Here is a 20,686-nt window from a genome sequence, read left to right on the forward strand (position 1 = left end):
TAACTATTATCATCGCCTGGCAGTTCACGGAAGGCCACAGTTTGCGGCTCTGATGTGGAAGGCACGACATTGCTCACATTGCTTCCAGTGTTTTTTTAAGCCAGCTCGGGTGCTGGCTTTTTTTTTTGCCCACTATTCCTCATCCGCTTCGCCGTTTTGCAGCAGCGCATGTTTTTTCAGCATGCCGCGCAACTGGTGGTAGGTGAGCCCCAGCAGCTGCGCCGCCTTGCGTTGGTTGAACCGCCCTTGCTGCAACGCCGCTTCGATCAATGCCTTCTCCTGCTCCAACTGCCAATTTTTCAACTCCAGCGGCAGCGCCGGCAGCGCGCCGGCTCCTTCAAGCGGGAGCGCGACCGGCGGGGCCTCGCGCGGTGCAAACGGGTTGATCACGATCTCATCCAGCGGGTGGTCGCTGTCGCCGTGACGATAGACCGAGCGTTCAACCACGTTTTTCAGTTCGCGCACGTTGCCCGGCCAACCATAGCCGAGCAGCGTGTGCCTGGCGCGTTCGGTAAAGCCGGGAAACAGCGGCAGCGCCAGCTCGCGACACATTTGAATGGCGAAGTGTTCGGCCAGCAGCATGATATCGGGCCGGCGTTGGCGCAGCGGCGGCAGCTGCACCACGTCGAACGCCAGCCGATCCAGCAGATCGGCGCGGAACTTGCCCGCGGCTGCCAGCGCCGGCAGATCGTCGTTAGTGGCGCACACCAACCGCACATCCACCCGCAGCGGCTGGCTGCCGCCCACGCGCTCCAGTTGGCCGTATTCGATGACCCGCAGCAATTTCTCCTGCACCAACATCGGCGCGGTCGCCAGCTCATCCAGGAACAGCGTGCCGCCGTCGGCGCGCTCAAAGCGGCCCAGATGGCGTTTCTGCGCACCGGTAAAGGCGCCGGCCTCGTGGCCGAACAGCTCGGAGTCCAGCAGGTTTTCATTCAGCGCCGCGCAGTTGAGCGAGATGAATGGCCCTTGCCAACGGTTGGAGAGGTAGTGCAGGCGGTGGGCGATCAGCTCCTTGCCGGTGCCGCGCTCGCCGATCACCAGTACCGGTTTGTTCAACTTGGCGACCTGGGAGACTTGCTCCAACACTTCGACAAAGGCGTTTGCTTCGCCCAACAAATTCTCTGGCTGCTCGTTCATGATGAAATTCGCCAATGTTTGGTGAAAATAATCACTCTACAGCAAGCTCACAGAGAGTCAAAAATAAAATGTTGTTGTTTTTCAATCAAATAAAAGTTGGCACGGGTTTTGATTATATCTTTGGGCAAGCTGTACGACTTAACGCGGCGCTTCAGACGCCATCAGAACCAAGAGGAAGTGAATTATGGGTATTTTTTCTCGTTTTGCCGACATCGTGAACGCCAACATCAACACTCTGCTGGACAAGGCAGAAGATCCGCAAAAGCTGGTGCGGTTGATGATCCAAGAGATGGAAGACACGTTGGTCGAAGTTCGTTCCACGTCGGCGCGCGCGCTGGCGGAGAAAAAGCAGTTGCTGCGTCGCATCGAGCAGGGTGAAAACCAGGTTGGCGACTGGCAGGAAAAAGCCGAACTGGCGCTGCGTAAAGATAAAGAAGACTTGGCCCGCGCGGCGCTGATCGAAAAACAGAAGGTTGCCGATCTGATCGCCACGCTGACGCAGGAAGTGGCGACCGTAGAAGAAACGCTGGCGCGCATGAAGAGCGAAATCGGTGAGCTGGAAAACAAGCTGACCGAAACTCGCGCGCGGCAGCAGGCGCTGGCGCTGCGCCATCAGGCCGCGTCTTCTTCGCGTGAAGTGCGCCGCCAGCTCGACAGCGGCAAGCTGGACGAGGCGATGGCGCGTTTCGAACAGTTCGAACGACGCATCGACCACATGGAAGCTGAAGCGGAAAGCATCAGCATCGGTAAAAAGAAGTCGCTGGAGCAAGAGTTTGCCGAGCTGAAAGCCGACGACGCCATCAGTGAGCAACTGGCGGCGCTGAAAGCCAAGATGAACCGCTCCGAGTAAGGCGAACCGCGGCCACACGCCGGAGGTGGCCGCTACCCAGGACCCGATAAGAAGGAATAACAATGAGTGCTTTATTACTTGCCATTCCGCTGACAATTTTCGTGCTGTTTGTCGCGCCGATTTGGCTTTGGCTGCATTACAGCAATCGGCAACAGACCGGCATCCAGCTGAGTCAGCAAGAAATGCAGCGCCTGGCGCAGCTGGCGGAAGACGCCAAACGCATGCGTGAACGCATTCAGGCGCTGGAAGAGATCCTCGATGCGGAACACCCGAACTGGAGACAGTCCTGATGAGCACAACGCTGGGCAGTAAAAAGCTTTATCGCGTTCCCGAAGAAGGCATGGTGAAAGGCGTCTGCGCCGGTTTGGCCCACTATTTCGACGTGCCGGTGCGCCTGATCCGCGTGATGGTGGTGCTGTCGCTGTTCTTCGGGCTGTTCTTCTTCACGCTGGTGGCCTATATCGCGCTGGTGTTCGTGTTGGACGAAGCGCCGGCCAGCCGTTTTGAAGGCGAGCATCAGAAGACGCCACGCCAGCTGCTCGATCAGCTGGAGTATGAACTGGGCAGCGGCGAACAGCAGCTGCGTCAGGTCGAGCGCTATGTGACGTCCGATACCTTCGGCGTACAGAGCCGTTTCCGCAAGCTGTAACCCTTCTTGCGATACCCGGCCTGCGCTGGCCGGGCATCTGCGCCGCCGTTATCCCGTTGAATGTAAACTTAATCGTCTTGTGCCGGAGGGCATTGTCATGAATAAAATCGATGTCGCGAACACCGTCAGAACGGGTGGATTTAAACGAGGAGCGGCGGCAATGTTGAAGACATTGGCTAAAGTCATCATCATAGCGTTATTGAACTATGGCCCGGCGGGCGCCGCCGGCTGGCTGTTGAAGACCGTCGGCCGCAAACCGGTGCGCTTCGTGCTGGCGCTGGTGCTGGAACCGCTGTTCCGTAAAGGCCTGAACAAGGCATTCGGGCGTTACGTCAAGGAGAGCAATGAAACGACTGCAAAATGAGTTAACCTCGCTGGTCAACCGCGGAATGGATCGCCATCTGCGCCTGGCGGTGACCGGCCTGAGCCGCAGCGGCAAAACCGCCTTTATCACCGCCTTCGTCAACCAACTGCTGCATGTGCACAGCGGCGCGCGCATGCCGCTGTTTTCACCGGTGCGCGAAGAGCGCCTGCTGGGCGTCAAACGCATCCCGCAGCGCGATCTCGGCATCCAGCGTTTCACCTATGACGAAGGGCTGGCGCAGCTTTACGGCACGCCGCCGGCCTGGCCTACGCCGACGCGCGGCGTCAGCGAAATCCGTCTGGCGCTGCGTTACCGCTCCAACGACTCGCTGCTGCGCCACTTCAAAGACACCTCGACGCTGTACCTGGAGATCGTCGATTATCCGGGTGAATGGTTGCTGGATCTGCCGATGCTCGAGCAGGATTACCTGGCTTGGTCGCGTCAGATGACCGGGCTGCTGCAGGGCGAACGCGCCGAATGGGCCAAACCCTGGCTTGAGCTGTGCAAGGCTTGCGATCCGCTGGCCCCGGCCGATGAAAACCGCCTGGCGGCGATCGCCCAGGCCTACACCGATTATCTGCTGCGCTGCAAAAGCGAAGGGCTGCACTTCATTCAGCCGGGGCGTTTCGTGCTGCCGGGCGACATGGCCGGCGCGCCGGCGCTGCAGTTTTTCCCGTGGCCCGATGTGGCCGCAGTCGGTGAATCGAAGCTGGCGCAGGCCGACAAACACACCAACATCGGCATGCTGCGCGCTCGCTTCAACTACTACTGCCAGTCGATCGTCAAAAACTTCTACAAAGAGCATTTCGTTCGTTTCGATCGGCAAATCGTGTTGGTCGACTGTCTGCAGCCGCTGAACAGCGGCCCGCAGGCGTTCAACGACATGCGCCTGGCGCTGACCCAACTGATGCAGAGCTTCCATTACGGCAAACGTACGTTGTTCCGTCGCCTGTTCTCGCCGACCATCGACAAACTGATGTTCGCCGCCACCAAGGCGGACCATATCACCGCCGAGCAGCACGCCAATCTGGTGTCGTTGCTGCAACAGCTGGTGCAAGAGGCGTGGCAGAACGCGGCGTTCGAGGGCATCAGCATGGATTGCGTCGGCCTGGCCTCGGTGCAGGCGACCGAGAGCGGCATCGTCGATCACCAGGGGCAGCGCATTCCGGCGTTGAAGGGTAACCGCCTGAGCGACGGTGCGCCGCTGACGGTGTTCCCCGGCGAAGTGCCGGCGCGCCTGCCGGGGCCGGCGTTCTGGCAGAGCCAGGGATTCCACTTCGATGAGTTTCGTCCGCGCGCCATGAGCGTGGACAGCCCGTTGCCGCACATCCGGCTGGATGCGGTGATGGAGTTTTTACTGGGAGACAAATTGCGATGAGCGAGCCGATAAAACCGCGTATCGATTTTGACGAGCCGCTGCAGCCGCCACAGGAGCCGGCGTTGCGCGCCGGCGTCGCTTTTGACGCCGAGCAGGCGGAAAGCTTCTTTCCGGCGGCGCCGGAGCTGCAGCAGGAAGAGGAAGAAGGGCGCGCCGAGGGCATCATTAACGCTGCGCTAAAACCGAAACGCAGCCTGTGGCGCAAAATGGTCACCGCCGGGCTGGCGCTGTTCGGCGTCAGCGTGGTGGCGCAGGGCGTGCAGTGGGTGCATACCGCCTGGGTGCAGCAGGACTGGATCGCCATGGGCGGCGGCGTGGCCGGCGGCCTGATCGTGTTCGCCGGCGTCGGTTCGGTAGTCACCGAGTGGCGGCGTTTGTATCGGCTGCGTCAGCGTGCGGAGGAGCGCGACGTGGCGCGCGAGCTGTTGCACAGCCACGGGCTGGGGCAAGGACGCGAATTCTGCGAGAAGCTGGCGCGCCAGGCCGGGCTGGATCAGGGGCATCCGGCGCTGCAGCGCTGGCAAGCGTCGCTGCATGAAACGCAGAACGATCGCGAAGTGGTGGAGCTGTACGCCAAACTGGTGCAGCCGGTGTTGGACAACCAGGCACGGCGCGAAATCAGCCGCTCCGCCGCCGAATCGACGCTGATGATCGCCGTCAGCCCGCTGGCGCTGGTGGACATGGCGTTCATCGCCTGGCGCAACATCCGCTTGATCAACCGCATCGCCGCGCTGTACGGCATCGAGCTGGGCTACTTCAGCCGCATCCGCCTATTCCGGTTGGTGTTGTTGAACATCGCCTTCGCCGGCGCCTCCGAGCTGGTGCGCGAAGTGGGGATGGACTGGATGTCGCAGGATCTGGCGGCGCGGCTGTCGGCGCGCGCGGCGCAGGGTATTGGCGCCGGGCTGTTGACCGCGCGGTTGGGCATCAAGGCGATGGAACTGTGCCGTCCGCTGCCGTGGCTGGAAGGGGAAAAACCGAAGCTCGGCGATTTCCGCAGCCAACTGATCGGCCAGTTGAAAGACACGTTGAAAAAAAACGACGGCAAGGCCAAATAACCTCGCTATGGCGCTCGCGAGAGCGCCGTTTTCTGAGCGGTACCGGCGCGGGACGTAATCAAGACTTGACGATAGTCGATCCCCCTGCGAATGCGTGATAAATATCTGCCATATTAATTCTTGTTGTGATAACTCTCTGTTTGATGGCTAAAATGACGCCGATGCTGTTATTCACTTGCGTTTAAAATCAGCAGCCACGGCAATAAATCAGAGTTCTGTCAACTTTTGCTGACAGATCGCTTCTACCGCCCGGTGTGAGGGAGTATCATCATCGTCAACGATCCCCGCACCTGCAGAGATAAGGCCAACACTGATGCGTTTGGAAGTATTTTGCGAAGACCGTCTCGGTCTCACTCGAGAATTACTCGATCTTTTGGTATCGCGCAGCATTGACCTGCGTGGTATCGAGATCGATCCCATCGGCCGCATTTACCTCAACTTCTCCCAGCTGGATTTCGATACTTTCCGCGCGCTGATGGCGGAGATCCGCCGCATCGCCGGCGTGACCGACGTGCGCACCGTCAGCTTTATGCCTTCCGAACGCGAACATCGCGCGCTGCGTGCGCTGTTGGAGTCGATGCCGGAACCGGTGTTCTCCATCGATATGAAAGGCAAGGTCGAGCTGGCCAACCCGGCGGCGCAGGCGTTGTTCAGCCTGAACGAAGACAAAATCCGTAACCAGACCGCCGGCGCGCTGATCGGCGGCTATAACTTCAGCCGCTGGCTGGAGAGCGAGCAGACGGCGCCGCACTCGGAACGGGTGGTGATCCGCAGCCAGGACTTCCTGATGGACATCACGCCTATCTATCTGGAAGACGAACAGCAGCAGCCGGCCGCGGTCGGCGCGGTGGTGATGCTGAAGTCCACCGCGCGCATGGGCCGCCAGCTGCAAAATCTGTCGGTGAACGACGATACCGAATTCGATCACATCGTCGCGGTGAGCGCCAAGATGCGCCATGTGCTGGAGCAGGCGCGCAAACTGGCGATGCTCGATGCGCCGCTGCTGATCGTCGGCGATACCGGTACCGGCAAGGATATTCTGGCCCGCGCCTGCCATCTGCGCAGCCCGCGCGGCAAACAGCCGTTCCTGGCGCTGAACTGCGCCGCGTTGCCGGATGACGTGGTGGAGAGCGAACTGTTCGGCCATGCGCCGGGCGCGTATCCCAATGCGCTGGAAGGCAAGAAGGGTTTCTTTGAGCAGGCTAACGGCGGCTCGGTGCTGCTGGATGAGATCGGCGAGATGTCGCCGCGCATGCAGACCAAACTGCTGCGCTTCCTCAACGACGGCACCTTCCGCCGCGTCGGTGAAGAGCATGAGGTGCATGTCGATGTGCGCGTGATCTGCGCCACCCAGAAAAACCTTACCGAGCTGGTACAGCGCGGCGAATTCCGCGAAGATCTCTACTATCGCCTCAACGTGCTGACCATCACTATCCCGCCGCTGCGCGAGCGTCCGCAGGACATCATGCCGCTGACCGAGCTGTTCGTGGCGCGCTTCGCCGACGAGCAGGGCGTAGCGCGGCCCAAGCTGGCGAGCGATCTGGGCGGTTTCCTCAGCAAATACGGCTGGCCGGGCAACGTGCGCCAGCTGAAAAACGCCATCTACCGCGCGCTGACGCAAACCGAAGGCTACGAGCTGCGGCCGCAGGATATCGTGCTGCCGGAGTTCGAGGTGGAGATGTCGCTGGGTGACGAGGTGTTGGACGGTTCGTTGGACGACATCAGCAAGCGTTTCGAGCGCTCGGTGCTGACGCGTCTGTATCGCACCTATCCCAGCACCCGCAAGTTGGCGAAACGGCTGGGCGTTTCCCATACCGCCATCGCCAACAAGCTGCGCGAGTATGGCCTGAGCAGCCGCAAGGGCGGCGCTGAAGGCGAAGAATAAAAAAGGCGCCTTGCGGCGCCTTTAACGTGTATTCAAAGCCGGCATCCGCCGGCTTTGTCATTTCAGCGCAGCCAGCGCCGCGTCGTAGTCTGGCTCGGTGGTGATTTCGTTCACCAGCTCGCTGTACAGCACGTTGTCCTGGCCATCCAGCACCACGACCGCACGCGCGGTCAGGCCCGCCAACGGACCTTCGGCGATTTCGACGCCGTACGCCTGCTTGAATTCGGCGCCGCGCAGGGTGGAGAGGGTGACCACGTTGCTCAGGCCTTCCGCGCCGCAGAAACGCGACTGCGCGAACGGCAGATCGGCGGAGATGCACAGCACCACGGTGTTATCCAGGCCGCTGGCCAACTGATTGAATTTACGCACCGACGTCGCGCAGACACCGGTATCGATGCTTGGGAAGATGTTCAGGACTTTGCGTTTACCCGCGAAGCTGCTCAGCGCTACGTCTGACAGGTCTTTGGCAACCAGCGAGAAGGCCTTGGCCTGTTCGCCCTGCTGTGGCAGCTTGCCCGCTACGCCGACCGGATTGCCTTGAAAATGTACTGTCTGAGTCATTGCTAGATTCCTTTTACAGGTGTTTATACAAAGGGTATGAACCTGATGAAACGGTGCGCCGGTAACGGCAGTTAACATCAGGTTCACACCCTGGCGACAGTTTATGACAACCGGGGCGGATTGGATATCAAAGTTTGCTAAATAGTTGTATATATTAGGCTGTTCTATAAAACATCACCGGCGCATCCACCCGCCTGGATGCGCGGTTTTCGCTCAGGAGCCGTTATGAGAGACATGCGTTTTTACCCGGAAGCCTGGCCGCTGCATACTGCCTTCGTGATTGCACGCGGCAGCCGCACCGAAGCCCGGGTGGTGGTGGTCGAAATCGAACAGCAGGAGGTGCGCGGCGTCGGTGAATGCACGCCGTATCCGCGCTATGGCGAGAGCGAGGAGTCGGTGATGGCGCAGCTGGCTGAGATGGCGCCGGCGATCGCGCAGGGCATGACCCGCGAGCAACTGCTGACGCAGATGCCGGCGGGCGCCGCCCGCAACGCGCTGGACTCGGCGTTGTGGGATCTGGAGTGCAGGCTGCACGGACAGAGCCTGTGGCAGCGCAGCGGCGTGATGGCGCCGGCGCAGATCCGCATGGCGCAGACCGTCAGCATCGGCACGCCGGAGGCAATGGCCTTCGCCGCACGCGAACTGGCGCGGCAGGGCGCCACGCTGCTGAAGATCAAACTCGACGATCACTATATCAGCGAGCGGCTGGTGGCGATCCGCGCCGCGGTGCCGCAGGCGACGCTGATCGTCGACGCCAATGAATCCTGGCAGGCGGAAGGGCTGGCGGCGCGCTGCCAGTTGCTGGCCGATCTCGGCGTGGCGATGCTGGAGCAGCCGCTGCCTGCCGGTGACGACGCCGCGCTGGAGCACTTTATTCATCCGCTGCCGATCTGCGCCGACGAAAGCTGCCACACCCGCGCCGATCTGCCACAGCTGGCTCAGCGCTATCAGATGGTCAACATCAAACTGGACAAAACCGGCGGCTTGACCGAGGCGCTGGCGCTGGCGCAGGCCGCGCGCGAACAGGGGTTCGCCATCATGCTCGGCTGCATGTTGTGCACGTCGCGGGCGATATCCGCCGCCTTGCCGCTGGCGCCGGCGGCGCGCTTCGTCGATCTGGACGGCCCGACCTGGCTGGCGCGGGACGTCGAGCCGGGACTGGCGTTCGAATGCGGGGCGATCGTCGATATCGCCCCGTAGCGATTAATTCGGGTAGGTCAGCAGCTCGGTCATCGCATCGATGTAGCGCTCGCTGGCGGCATCGGCGGAGATCGGCGGGAATTCGGCGGTGATGCACGGCAGCGACAGATCCGCGCACCAGCTGCCGAACGAACCGGGGGTTTCATAACCGACGCTGGTTACCAGCGGCAGTTCGAACTTGTGCGACAGCCAAACGCCGAGTCGCGAGCTGGCGGGATCTTCGATGCAGGCCAGCGGCTCATGGAATGACACCACCCAGTGCGGTTTCAGGCGATGAATAAGATGGCACAGCGCCTGGGTTTCCGGTTCGGAACCGGGGCGCCCGCCGGTGGAAAGCTTGACGTCACGCACCGGCGCCGCGCTGTTCCAGCGGTAGACGGTGTCGCCGGAGCGCCAGTTGGCGGCCGGGAAATTGCGGTTCAGATCGACGCCGTTGGCATTGGCGCGCAGCCCCAGTTGGCAGCCGTCGGGGTTGACCGCCAGCACCACATGGTGGCGCAGCTGGCTCGGCGCGATGCTGCGCAGCGCACAGGACAGGGTTACGATGGCGGCGCTCTCATCGCCGTGGGTGCCGGCGATGATAAGCCCGGTCTCGGGGCCGCTGACCGCCGCCGGGAAATAGAGCAGCGGCGCGCCCAGCAGCGAGCTGCCGTAGTTCTCTCCTGCGACGGCCAACTGGCCACGTTCACTGCGCGGTCGATGTTCGGTCATGGTGTTGTCCCTGAGTTAAAGTTCGAGAGTCATTGTCATTTTATTCAGTGTATTACGCTTTGCGGCATCTTTCCCATCGCAATTGTGCGGCGTTTGCGCGATCTGTGACGCCGCGGCGGCGAAAACGCCAATTAAACCGCACCTGGCCTGAGGCTGTTGTTATACTAACGGCAGAGCTAAGCCAATCACCCGCAAGAGGATTTAACATGCCAGTAGCCAGAATCATCGCCAGCTATAGCGAAAATGAAAATGACACCATCACGCTGCTGTGTGGCGTGGATGCTGAAAACCAGATCCGCCAGGGGGAATGGTTCGGCGTGGTGAAAAACGACGACGGGCGCGGGGACGAATCGAACTATCCGTTCACCCTGCACATCGATTATCAGAAAGATGCCTTCTATCTCGACTACGGCTACGATGACGCCGACGCGCGTCAGCTGCAAAAAACCGATATCTCGGCCCGCCCGCTGGCCGAGAAAGGCTTTTTCACCGTATTCGATGAAGAAGAGGGTGAAGAGTTCAGCTACCGCATCAACAGCATCCACCTGTACGACTGACGGTCACTGTTGTAAACACCACCCGTGCCGCCCTGCGCCGCACGGGTTTTTTATCGCCTGAATCGCACTTTTTGCAACTTCTCGGCCGCGGGCTCTAGGCCGGACGGATCTTGTGCTATATGATAAAAAATTCAGATGGTTAACGGGGGACAAATCATAATGACGGGAAAAAAAATGCAACGGGGTTTTCGTTTGGCGCTGTGCGCGGCGGCGATCGGCGCCTGTATGAGCAGCGCCATGGCGGCGCAGGTTCCCCCGGGCACCGCGCTGGCGGACAAACAGGAAATCGTGCGCCACATTAAAGACGAACCGGCCTCGCTCGATCCGATTAAAGCGGTGGGCTTGCCGGAGGCGCAGCTGGCGCGCGATCTGTTCGAAGGGTTGGTCAACCAGGACGCCACCGGGAAAGTGATCCCCGGCGTTGCCACCCGCTGGCAGACCAGCGATAACCAGACTTATATTTTCCATCTGCGCAAAGACGCGCGCTGGTCAAACGGTGACCCTGTCACTGCGAAGGATTTCGTCTACAGCTGGCAACGGCTGGTCGAGCCGAAAAACCTGTCGCCGTTCGCCTGGTTCGCCCAGCTGGCGGGGATCCAGAACGCCGAGCAGATCATCAGCGGCAAGCTGCCGGCCGATCGCTTGGGCGTGTCGGCGCCCGATGACTACACGCTGAAGGTGCAGCTGGATAAGCCGGTGCCGTACTTCGTCAGCCTGACGGCCAATTTCAGCCTGTTCCCGGTGAATAAGGCGGTGGTGGAAAAATACGGCAACGACTGGACCAAGGTCGGCAATCTGGTGGGCAACGGCGCGTTCAAACTGCAGGAGCGGGTGGTGAACGAGAAGTTGGTGCTGACGCCTAATGACCATTACTGGGATCATGCGCGCACCGTGCTGACCAAAGTGACCTTCGTGCCGATCAATCAGGAATCCAACGCCACCAAGCGCTACCTGGCGGGCGACATCGACATCACTGAATCCTTCCCGAAAAATATGTATCAGAAGCTGCTGAAAGACATTCCGGGGCAGGTGTACACCCCGGATCAGCTCGGCACCTATTACTACGCGTTCAACACCCAGCGCGCGCCGACCAACGACGTGCGGGTGCGTCAGGCCTTGTCCTACGCCATCGATCGCAAGATTATCGCGGAAAAAGTGTTGGGCACCGGCGAAAAACCGGCCTACCACTTTACGCCGGACGTGACCGCCGGGTTCAAACCGGAAGCGAGCTTGCTGCAACAGCAATCGCAGGCGGAGCTGGACGCACAGGCCAAGGCGTTGCTGCAGGCGGCCGGTTACGGCCCGAACAACCCGCTGAAGCTGACGCTGCTGTATAACACTTCGGAAAGCCACCAGAAGATCGCCATCGCCGTGGCCTCGATGTGGAAGAAAAAGCTGGGGATTGACGTCAAGTTGCAAAACCAGGAGTGGAAGACCTATATCGACAGCCGCAATACCGGCAATTTCGATGTGATCCGCGCCTCCTGGGTGGGGGATTATAACGAGGCGTCGACCTTCCTGTCGCTGTTGACCTCAACCCACAGCGGCAACATCGCCAAATTCAAGAGCGCGGACTATGACAAGCTGTTGGCGCAGGCGGGGCGGGAAACCAACCCGGCGGCGGTGACCGCCGATTACAACAAGATGGAACAGATCATTGCCGATCAGGCGCCGATCGCGCCGATATATCAATACACTAACGGCCGCCTGATCAAACCGTGGGTAAAAGGCTACCCGATCACCAATCCGGAAGACGTGGCCTACAGCCAGACGATGTATATCATCAAACACTGAACCGGTTTATTTATCGCCCCCGGCTAATGCGGGGGCTTTATTTTTTCGGCGCTGCAATGGCGAAGGTAATTAATTTTTCCACGCGATAAACCCCGTTTAATAATAAACAGGGCGGCTATCATCACATTATTGTTTCGCTATTTCAGAGTGCGGCTACGCTTATAGGCAGTCCCGCATGGCATCCACCACCACGCGGCCGCTCATATCGGTTTGAGTGATGCGGTAGCTGGTGGGGTAAGAGCGGCGGGTGCTGAAACGATCGTGAACGGAAACCTTGCCAATTTGCAGGCCGGCGGCGTTTTTCACGACAAACTCACTGATCTCTTCCTGGCCCTGGTTTTGCAAATGAATATTGCTGATTTTTTCCAACGTATCGCTGGCGTTTATTTTTAAATGGTCGCGTAACATAACTACCTCCTCGTAGTGAGAAAAGTATATGCCCCTAAAATTTGCGCTGAAACAGCTTTGTGTTGATTTATTATTATCATTTTGAATTAAAATTGATAGCAATATGTTAAGTCATAATAATAACGGCATTGCCAGCGCTTTATCGGCGATATTGTCTGATTTATCGGCGGTGGTTTATTTCATTGCCGTTATTATTAGTCTGCATTAATGGGAAAGAGCGCCGGCCTGGCCGCCGGAGCCGGAAAGACACAGGCGACGTTGTGCCCACAGCCGGGTACGATCGTTAACCGATGCGGTTTATCCGGCGCCAGATAACGTCGGTCATAGTCGGCATAGGCCAGGGCGCGCTGCAGCCGATAGGGCCCCTGTAGCTGGGCGGCGCAGGACTTGTCGAGTATCCGATAGTAGGCACCCGGTGCGGCGCCGGTATCATCGGCGGCGGCCAGATAGGTGATATCGGCGGCGGCGTAGCGCCGGCGGGCCGCGTCGGCGCTACGCTGCAGGTGAGCGGGAAGCGTTTCCAGGCCGTATTTCCAGCGGTTGGCCTGTGGACACTGTCCGGCGTCCGCCGTTTGCCAGTGAAAACGGCACGTTTTTTCACTGGTGCAGTTCTCCCAGTTTGTCGGCTGGGGCCGCAGGCTGTCAAAATAGAGCCAGCTGCCGGGATCGGCCACCACATAGCGCACACGCACTCCGTCCGGCGGGTTGGCGAAGCCAACATAATGCTGCACGAACTGGGCGCCGGCGGAAAAACCGGCCAGGGTTATCGTCTGCAGCGACGGCCAGCGCCGGTGCAGATCGGCCAACAGCTTATCCATGGCGTTGAACGAACCGGTTTTCCCACCATTATCCAAACCGCCTTCGATCCAGGAGCCACAGCGCCACAGGGCATCGCCGTCTTGTGGCCGGGGCAGGCCGGTGGAATGGCAGTGTGTGGCGAGTTTTTCCGGTACCTGGAACAGCGGGGCGGCCAGCAGGGTATCGCTTCCCGCTCCTGCTGCTTGCGCGGCGTCGATCGCCGCCTGCAGCGTTTTCGCGGCATCGCGCGGGTGACCGTGTATCACCACCAGTGCGCTTCGCGGCTGTGCGCTGTGCTCATGGGCGACATAGTAAGTGATATCGCCGGCCGCCGTCGTTACGTGAAAAGGCGTGGAGATGCGCCCCAGCGTCGGTTCTGCATGCAGCGGTTGGCTGGTGAACAGCGTGGCCGCTACCACGGTACTGAGCAGGCGGCGCAGAGCCGTCAGGATCGATGCAGAATGTATCGCGCCTGATTCAGTACTTCCCGCCATTTTTGCTCCTCTGTTTGCGCTGATGTTTCCTCGACTGAAGTATAGAGCACGCTTTTCGTTCGTTGTGCAAACTGGCGTTACAGCTTGGCCTTTGATCTCCAAGGCGTTAACGCTAGACTCAGCAACATAAGCAAGACTTGAGGGGATAAATGAATGGATGTGATTGAGGGGAGCGAGCTGCAGGTCGCCGATGCGGTTTACGCCTACCAGTTGGACGGTAAGGGGGGCGTAACGTCGATCGAGCAGGATGACAAGATTACCTGCGACGCACCGTGCTGGCTGCATCTTGATTACGCGCACCCGGCCAGCGCCGAATGGCTGAGCACCACACCGTTATTGCCGGACTCGGTGCGTGAAGCGCTCTCCGGCGAAAGCTCACGGCCGCGCGTCAGTCGCCAGGGCGAAGGCACCATGATCACCCTGCGCAGCATCAACTTCAACGCCAACTCGCGGCCGGATCAGCTGGTCACCATCCGCGTGTACATCACCGACAAACTGATTCTCTCCACCCGGCATCGCAAGGTCTATTCCATCGATCAGGTGGTGAACGATCTGCAAAGCGGCGCCGGACCAACCAACAGCGGCAACTGGCTGGTGGAAATTTCCGATGCGTTGACCGATCATACCAGCGAATTCATCGAAGATCTGCACGACCGGATTATCGACCTGGAGGACGCATTGCTGGAGCAGCAGGTGCCGGAGCGCGGCCAGCTGGCATTGATCCGTAAACAGCTGATCGTGTTGCGTCGTTACATGGCGCCGCAGCGCGACGTCTTCGCGCGGCTGGCCAGCGACCGCCTGCCGTGGATGAGCGATGACGATCGCCGCCGCATGCAGGACATCGCCGATCGGCTGGGTCGGGGATTGGACGATCTGGACGGCAGCATCGCGCGCACCGCCATATTGTCCGACGAAATCACCACGGTGATGGCCGACGCGATGAACCGCCGCACTTACACCATGTCATTGTTGGCGATGGTATTTTTGCCCACCACCTTCCTGACCGGGCTGTTCGGCGTCAACCTGGGCGGCATCCCGGGCAACACGGCGTCATTTGGTTTCGGTACTTTCTGCCTGATGCTGTTGGCGCTGGTAGGAGGCGTAGCCTGGTGGCTGAAGCGCAGCCGCTGGCTATAGGCAAAAATGATGAAAACCCGGTTAACATTGAGCAATATCAACATTTAGCCGGGGCAAATGGGGCATGATCTCTCTCGCAGGTGAATGCAACGTCAAGCGATGGGCGTTGCGCTCCATAATTGTCTTACTTTCTTATTTTTGAATTACTGCATAGCACATTTGATTCGTACAATGCCGGTTTAATCACCGGCATTTTTTTATTCCGTTTTCTCGCTTCCTCAGGCCGCGCTTTCATCCCAGAAGCTGGCTTCAATCTTGTGCCCATCCAAATCACGGACAAAGCAGCCGTAGTAGGCCTCGCCGTAGTGCGGCCGCGAACCGGGCGCGCCTTCATCGACGGCGCCGGCCAGCAGCGCCTGGCGGTGGAACTCATCTACCTGTTGCTTGCTGGTGGCGAAAAAGCCGACGTGCGTGCCGTTGCCGAGCGAGGCGGGGTGGCCGTCGATCGGCACCTGCAACCAGAACTCCGGGTAGTCGCGGCCATAACCGATAGCGCCGGGATGCTCCAGCACGCGTCGGCAACCCAGGGCGGCCAGCGTGCGATCGTAAAAGGCGGCGGCGGCAGCGAAATCGTTGGTGCCAAGCGAGACGTGGGACAGGCAGGGGGTGATATTCATTGCGCGATCTCCATATGACTGTATAAATACACAGTATAGGGTAAAAACGGCATCGCCCAGTAAATTTTGCGCAAACTGTGAACAGGATCGAGATCGTCGAGAGAGAGAAATGTCGCCGCTTGTAGGGGGCAAGCGGCGAAGGGCGTTATTTGATTTCCAGCACGTTCAAACGCTCCGGCGCAGGCGCTGCGTCATCCGCGTCTTCCGGCTGCCAACCGACCGGCTGCATCGGAATGTCTTCACGGTCGAAGGCCAAATCGCCGCCGTCCACCACGGCGCTACCGTGTTGGATGCCTTTGAAATCGAACAGGTTGATATCGCTCAGATGCGAAGGCACCACGTTTTGCATGGCGCTGAACATGGTTTCCAACCGGCCCGGGTAACGTTTGTCCCAGTCGCGCAGCATATCGCCGATGACCTGGCGCTGCAGGTTAGGCTGTGAGCCGCACAGGTTGCATGGGATGATCGGGAATTCTTTGGCGATCGAGAAACGCTCGATGTCTTTCTCGCGGCAATAGGCCAGCGGGCGAATGACCACGTGCTTGCCGTCGTCGCTCATCAGCTTGGGCGGCATGCCTTTCATCTTGCCGCCGTAGAACATATTGAGGAACAGCGTCTGCAGAATGTCGTCGCGGTGGTGACCCAGCGCGATCTTGGTGGCACCCAGCTCGGTGGCGGTGCGATACAGAATACCGCGGCGCAGGCGCGAGCACAGTGAGCAGGTGGTTTTGCCTTCCGGGATCTTGTCTTTGACGATGCTGTAGGTGTTCTCTTCGACGATCTTGTACTCCACCCCCAGGCTTTCCAGGTAGGCGGGCAGAATATGCTCCGGGAAGCCGGGTTGCTTCTGATCGAGGTTTACCGCGATCAGCGAGAAGTTGACCGGCGCGCTCTGCTGCAGATTGCGCAGGATTTCCAGCATGGTGTAGCTGTCTTTGCCGCCGGACAGGCAGACCATGATGCGGTCGCCTTCTTCAATCATATTGAAATCGGCGATCGCTTCGCCCACGTTGCGGCGCAGGCGCTTTTGCAATTTGTTCAGGTTGTATTGCTCTTTTTGGCTAACGGATTGCTTTTCTGACATTTAAATCGTGCTCATTCTCAATGGGGGGCACTAGGGGCATGGCGTTTTAGACCGCAAGTTTACCATTCAACCGGTCGATTTTGATCATTATTCATCATCATGCATCCATACACCCGACGCGAGGCCTGTATGGTACGGATTGCGCGCAGGAATGCCAGCAGGTTTTATCGCTACGGCTTGCGTCAGCGGTAAAAAACAGGGCGCGAATCGCTCGCGCCCTGATGGGGTTACTCGGCGGCGGATTTTTCCGCCTTGCCGGCCAGCAGGCTGAGGAAGTCGTATTTCTCCTTCAGCTCTTTTTCCGCGGCCTGGTACAGCGCGCTGGCCACTTCCGGCTGCTGCGAGTTCAGGCGACGGAAGCGCTGCTCGTTCAGCAGCGTTTCAGCCAGGCTGCTGTTCGGTGGCCGGGAGTCCAGTGCCAATGCGGCCTTGCCCTCGGCGCTGCGGCGCGGATCGAAGCGGTACAGCGGCCAGAAGCCGGTGGCGGTCAGCTGTTTCATCTGATCGTGGCTGAGCGCCAGATCGTAGCCGTGCTCTTCGCACGGGCTGTAGGCGATGATCAGCGACGGCCCCGGATAGGCCTCGGCTTCCTGAATCGCTTTCACCGTTTGATTGAGCTGCGCCCCCAGCGAGATTTGCGCGACGTAGACATGGCCATACATCATCATGCTGACGCCCAGATCCTTGCGCGCCTTGCGCTTGCCGTGTTCGCCGAATTTGGTCACCGCGCCGAGCGGCGTGGCCTTCGACTGCTGGCCGCCGGTATTGGAGTAGCACTGGGTGTCGAGCACCAGCACGTTGACGTTCTCGGTCAGGCTGAGAACGTGATCCAAACCGCCAAAGCCGATGTCGTAGGCCCAGCCGTCACCGCCGATCAGCCAGATGGATTTATCCACCAGATAGTCGGCATCGGCCGCCAGCTGACGCGCGTCTGCGCCTTCAATACTCGCAAGTTGCGTGCGCAGTTCGGCGATTTGCTTACGGCGCGGCTCCGGCGCCACGTCGGCCATCTGCAGAGCGTTGACCAACTGCTCCGGCAGCTGCTGCGCCAGCGCGTTCAGCAGGCGCAGCACCCGCGCGCGATGTTGATCGACCGTCAGGCGGAAGCCCAGGCCGAATTCGGCGTTGTCCTCGAACAGCGAGTTGGCCCACGCCGGCCCGCGCCCTTCGGCGTTGGTGGTATACGGCGTGGTCGGCAGGTTGCCGCCGTAAATTGACGAGCAGCCGGTGGCGTTGGCGATCAGCAAACGATCGCCGTAGAGCTGGGTCAACAGTTTGATGTACGGCGTTTCGCCGCAGCCGGAACAGGCGCCGGAGTACTCGAACAGCGGCGTGATCAGTTGCGAGGTGCGAATGTCGATGCGCTCCAGCTGCGCCGGATCGATTTCCGGCAGCTGCAGGAAGAAGTCGTAGTTGTCTTTTTCCGCCGTCAGATTATCGAGGCGCGAAGCCATGTTAATCGCCTTGATCTCCGGGTTCTGGCGATCTTTCGCCGGGCAGACCTCGACGCACAGGTTGCAGCCGGTACAATCTTCCGGTGCCACTTGCAGAACGTATTTTTGCCCGCGCATATCGCGCGCTTTCACATCCAGAGACTGCAGAGAAGCGGGCGCGTGTTCCATCTCGGCCGGCTGAACCACCTTGGCGCGAATGGCGGAGTGCGGGCAGGCGGCGACGCAGTGGTTGCACTGGGTACAGAGATCGGGCTGCCAGACCGGGATCTCTTCGGCGATGTTGCGCTTTTCCCACTGGGTGGTGCCCACCGGCCAGGTGCCATCCGGCGGGAAGGCGGAAACCGGCAGCGCATCACCCAGCCCGGCCAGCATCGCCGCGGTAACGGTTTTGACGAAGTCCGGGGCGGCGTCCGAGACCACCGGCGGGCGCATCGGGCTGCTGCCGTCGACCGGCTGCAGCGGAATTTCAATCAGCGCGCTGCGGGTGGCGCCCAGCGCCTGCCAGTTGCGCTCGACGATCTCCTGGCCCTTGCTGCTGTAGCTGCGGGCGATGGCGTCCTGCAGCTGTTGCAGCGCCACGTCGCTCGGCAAGATCTGCGTCAGATGGAAGAACGCCATCTGCATCACGGTGTTGATGCGTGCGCCGAGCCGGCATTCACGCGCCAGCTTGGCGGCGTTGATGATATAGAAACGCGCCTGGCGTTGGTGCAGCAGTGCCTGAACCTCCTGCGGCAGGCGCGACCAGACCTCGTCGGCGCCGTAAGGGGTATTGAGCAGGAAGGTGCCGCCGGGCTTCAGGCGTTCGACCATCTGGTACTTATCGATAAACTGCAGCTGGTGGCAGCCGACGAAGTCCGCGCGGCTGACCAGATAGGCCGAGTTGATCGGCTGCTCGCTGACGCGCAGGTGCGATACCGTCAGGCCGCCGGCCTTTTTGGAGTCGTAGACGAAATAGCCCTGGGCATACAGCGGCGTGGCGTTGCCGATGATTTTGATGTTGTTCTTGGTGGCCGAGACCGAGCCGTCGCTGCCTAAACCGTAGAACAGTGCTTCCAGCGAGGCGCGCTGCGGCAGGATTTCGTCGCTCAGCGGCAGCGAAAGGCCGGTGACATCATCGAAGATGCCGACGGTGAAACGCGGGCGCGGCTGCGGCTGCGCCAACTCGCGGAACACCGCCAGCGCACAGTCCGGGCCGAACTCTTTCGACGACAGCCCGTAACGGCCGCCGATCACCCGCGGCAGCGTGGCGCGCTCCCCCTGGCTGTAGGCTTCCGCCAGCGCGGTCATCACGTCCAGATACAGCGGTTCGGCCAGCGCGCCCGGTTCTTTGGTACGGTCGAGCACCGCGACGCTGCGCACGCTGTCGGGCAGCGCGCCGAGCAGGTGTTTGGCGGAGAACGGCCGGAACAGCCGAACTTTCAGCACGCCGACTTTCTCGCCGCGGGTCAGCAGGGTGTCGATCACTTCTTCGCAGGTGCCGGCGGCGGACCCCATCACCACCACCACGCGCTCGGCCTGCGGATGGCCGTAATAGTCGAACGGCCGATAGTGACGGCCGGTGAGGGCGGCGAAGGCTTCCATGGCCGCGATCACGTGCTGACCGGTGGCGTCATACCACGGGTTGGTGGCTTCGCGGGACTGGAAATAGGTATCCGGGTTGGCGGAAGTGCCGCGCACCACCGGATGATCCGGCGACAGCGCCCGGCTGCGGTGAGCGTCGATCGCTCCCTGAGGCAGCATTTGTCGCAGCGTATCGTCGCTCAGCGGCACGATCTTGTTGATTTCGTGCGAGGTGCGGAACCCATCGAAGAAATGAATAAACGGCACGCGCGCGTTGAGGGTGGCGGTCTGCGAGATCAACGCGAAGTCCTGCGCTTCCTGCACGCTGCCGGCGCACAGCATGGCGCAGCCGGTCTGGCGTACCGCCATCACGTCCGAATGGTCGCCGAAGATCGACAGCGCGTGCGTAGCCACGGTGCGCGCGGCGACGTGCAGTACGAATGGCGTCAGCTCGCCGGCCAGTTTGTACAGCGTGGGGATCATCAGCAGCAGACCCTGCGATGAGGTGAACGAGGTCGACAGCGCACCGGTTTGCAAAGCGCCGTGCACGGTGGCGATCGCGCCGCCTTCCGACTGCATTTCCACCACCCGGGGGATATCGCCCCAGATATTTTGCCGGCCATCGCCGGACCAGGCGTCCGCCTGCTCAGCCATGGTAGAACTTGGCGTGATAGGGTAGATGGCAATCACTTCGTTGGTGCGATAGGCCACGGAAGCGACTGCATTATTACCATCTGTAGTTATCATCGACGTTACCTTTTCATTGCTCACAAAGCCGCGAAAGCACGCTTTCGCAGTAATGGAAAAAGTCTAACAGAGGGTTTGAACGTGGCTTTATCGCATTTGTGTGGCGAGCGATAAATCGGCAATGCGGCCGGGGGCGGCTATTTTCCCTGTGGAGAAACGTCACGCCAATAAATTGTTTTCGCCGTTTAAAGACAATTTATTTCCGGCGGGTCATAATTGCCTATCGGTAAACTGACAGAA

At 60.2% G+C, this 20,686-nt stretch carries 19 protein-coding genes; 11 read left to right on the forward strand and 8 right to left on the reverse strand.

Annotated features, from left to right (window positions below; all coding sequences use genetic code 11):
- Positions 1–132: 132 nt before the first annotated feature.
- A complete protein-coding gene (gene pspF, locus ACRAWE_RS06640; RefSeq protein WP_063919633.1) occupies positions 133–1,140 on the reverse strand; it encodes a phage shock protein operon transcriptional activator in 1,008 nt (335 codons plus the stop codon).
- 184 nt (positions 1,141–1,324) lie between these two features.
- Here pspF and pspA point away from each other — a divergent pair, with 184 nt between their 5' ends.
- The 7 genes from pspA to tyrR all read left to right on the forward strand — a co-directional run bounded on the left by pspA (position 1,325) and on the right by tyrR (position 7,324).
- Positions 1,325–1,990, forward strand: coding sequence for a phage shock protein PspA (pspA, locus tag ACRAWE_RS06645; RefSeq protein WP_019452667.1), 666 nt, complete (start codon positions 1,325–1,327; stop codon positions 1,988–1,990).
- Between the two features lie 62 nt (positions 1,991–2,052).
- Complete coding sequence (pspB, locus tag ACRAWE_RS06650; protein WP_004930553.1) at positions 2,053–2,280, forward strand: envelope stress response membrane protein PspB; 228 nt, start codon at positions 2,053–2,055, stop codon at positions 2,278–2,280.
- Positions 2,280–2,639, forward strand: coding sequence for an envelope stress response membrane protein PspC (pspC, locus tag ACRAWE_RS06655; RefSeq protein WP_004930552.1), 360 nt, complete (start codon positions 2,280–2,282; stop codon positions 2,637–2,639). The genes pspB and pspC overlap by 1 nt, the downstream gene beginning before the upstream one ends.
- A gap of 97 nt (positions 2,640–2,736) precedes the next feature.
- Positions 2,737–3,003, forward strand: coding sequence for a phage shock protein PspD (pspD, locus tag ACRAWE_RS06660; RefSeq protein ID WP_025159780.1), 267 nt, complete (start codon positions 2,737–2,739; stop codon positions 3,001–3,003).
- Positions 2,984–4,381, forward strand: a complete 1,398-nt coding sequence (locus tag ACRAWE_RS06665) for a YcjX family protein (protein ID WP_154746286.1) — start codon at positions 2,984–2,986, stop codon at positions 4,379–4,381. The genes pspD and ACRAWE_RS06665 overlap by 20 nt, the downstream gene beginning before the upstream one ends.
- Complete coding sequence (locus ACRAWE_RS06670) at positions 4,378–5,439, forward strand: YcjF family protein (RefSeq protein ID WP_019452665.1); 1,062 nt, start codon at positions 4,378–4,380, stop codon at positions 5,437–5,439. Before ACRAWE_RS06665 ends, ACRAWE_RS06670 begins: the two co-directional genes overlap by 4 nt.
- A gap of 313 nt (positions 5,440–5,752) precedes the next feature.
- Positions 5,753–7,324, forward strand: coding sequence for a transcriptional regulator TyrR (gene tyrR / locus ACRAWE_RS06675; RefSeq protein WP_025159779.1), 1,572 nt, complete (start codon positions 5,753–5,755; stop codon positions 7,322–7,324).
- A 57-nt stretch (positions 7,325–7,381) separates the two neighbouring features.
- Here the strand turns inward: tyrR and tpx are convergent, their stop codons facing one another.
- Positions 7,382–7,885 (reverse strand): thiol peroxidase, encoded by a 504-nt coding sequence (gene tpx, locus ACRAWE_RS06680; protein ID WP_019452663.1) that lies wholly within the window; start codon positions 7,883–7,885, stop codon positions 7,382–7,384.
- A 225-nt stretch (positions 7,886–8,110) separates the two neighbouring features.
- Here tpx and ycjG point away from each other — a divergent pair, with 225 nt between their 5' ends.
- Positions 8,111–9,085: an L-Ala-D/L-Glu epimerase gene (ycjG, locus tag ACRAWE_RS06685; RefSeq protein ID WP_309530368.1), complete on the forward strand. Its 975-nt coding sequence runs from the start codon at positions 8,111–8,113 to the stop codon at positions 9,083–9,085.
- 3 nt (positions 9,086–9,088) lie between these two features.
- On the opposite strand, the gene mpaA is transcribed toward ycjG, so the two are convergent.
- A complete protein-coding gene (gene mpaA, locus ACRAWE_RS06690; RefSeq protein ID WP_063919560.1) occupies positions 9,089–9,796 on the reverse strand; it encodes a murein tripeptide amidase MpaA in 708 nt (235 codons plus the stop codon).
- A gap of 206 nt (positions 9,797–10,002) precedes the next feature.
- Between mpaA and ACRAWE_RS06695 the strand changes: the two genes are divergently transcribed.
- The gene (locus ACRAWE_RS06695; RefSeq protein WP_015378006.1) at positions 10,003–10,353 is read left to right on the forward strand and encodes a hypothetical protein; all 351 of its coding nucleotides are present in this window, start codon (positions 10,003–10,005) and stop codon (positions 10,351–10,353) included.
- Positions 10,354–10,512: 159 nt separating this feature from the next.
- Positions 10,513–12,147 carry a peptide ABC transporter substrate-binding protein gene (locus ACRAWE_RS06700; RefSeq protein WP_026036095.1) on the forward strand — a complete coding sequence of 545 codons (1,635 nt, stop codon included), beginning with the start codon at positions 10,513–10,515 and terminating at the stop codon, positions 12,145–12,147.
- A 159-nt stretch (positions 12,148–12,306) separates the two neighbouring features.
- On the opposite strand, the gene ACRAWE_RS06705 is transcribed toward ACRAWE_RS06700, so the two are convergent.
- Entirely contained in the window at positions 12,307–12,555 is a 249-nt protein-coding gene (locus ACRAWE_RS06705; protein WP_004930507.1) for a hypothetical protein, read from the reverse strand.
- Between the two features lie 194 nt (positions 12,556–12,749).
- On the reverse strand, positions 12,750–13,847 hold the full coding sequence (locus ACRAWE_RS06710) for a hypothetical protein (protein WP_432525147.1): 1,098 nt from the start codon (positions 13,845–13,847) through the stop codon (positions 12,750–12,752).
- A gap of 153 nt (positions 13,848–14,000) precedes the next feature.
- Here ACRAWE_RS06710 and zntB point away from each other — a divergent pair, with 153 nt between their 5' ends.
- Positions 14,001–14,984: a zinc transporter ZntB gene (gene zntB / locus ACRAWE_RS06715; protein WP_019452658.1), complete on the forward strand. Its 984-nt coding sequence runs from the start codon at positions 14,001–14,003 to the stop codon at positions 14,982–14,984.
- A gap of 218 nt (positions 14,985–15,202) precedes the next feature.
- On the opposite strand, the gene ACRAWE_RS06720 is transcribed toward zntB, so the two are convergent.
- The 3 genes from ACRAWE_RS06720 to nifJ all read right to left on the reverse strand — a co-directional run bounded on the left by ACRAWE_RS06720 (position 15,203) and on the right by nifJ (position 20,446).
- Positions 15,203–15,601 carry a VOC family protein gene (locus ACRAWE_RS06720; RefSeq protein ID WP_019452657.1) on the reverse strand — a complete coding sequence of 133 codons (399 nt, stop codon included), beginning with the start codon at positions 15,599–15,601 and terminating at the stop codon, positions 15,203–15,205.
- A gap of 145 nt (positions 15,602–15,746) precedes the next feature.
- Positions 15,747–16,685 (reverse strand): tRNA 2-thiocytidine(32) synthetase TtcA, encoded by a 939-nt coding sequence (gene ttcA, locus ACRAWE_RS06725; RefSeq protein ID WP_019452656.1) that lies wholly within the window; start codon positions 16,683–16,685, stop codon positions 15,747–15,749.
- A gap of 227 nt (positions 16,686–16,912) precedes the next feature.
- Entirely contained in the window at positions 16,913–20,446 is a 3,534-nt protein-coding gene (nifJ, locus tag ACRAWE_RS06730) for a pyruvate:ferredoxin (flavodoxin) oxidoreductase (protein WP_432525148.1), read from the reverse strand.
- Between the last annotated feature and the right edge of the window lie 240 nt (positions 20,447–20,686).

Source organism: Serratia sp. BFP-2025, assembly GCF_050880365.1.
Taxonomy (GTDB): Bacteria; Pseudomonadota; Gammaproteobacteria; order Enterobacterales; family Enterobacteriaceae; genus Serratia; species Serratia surfactantfaciens.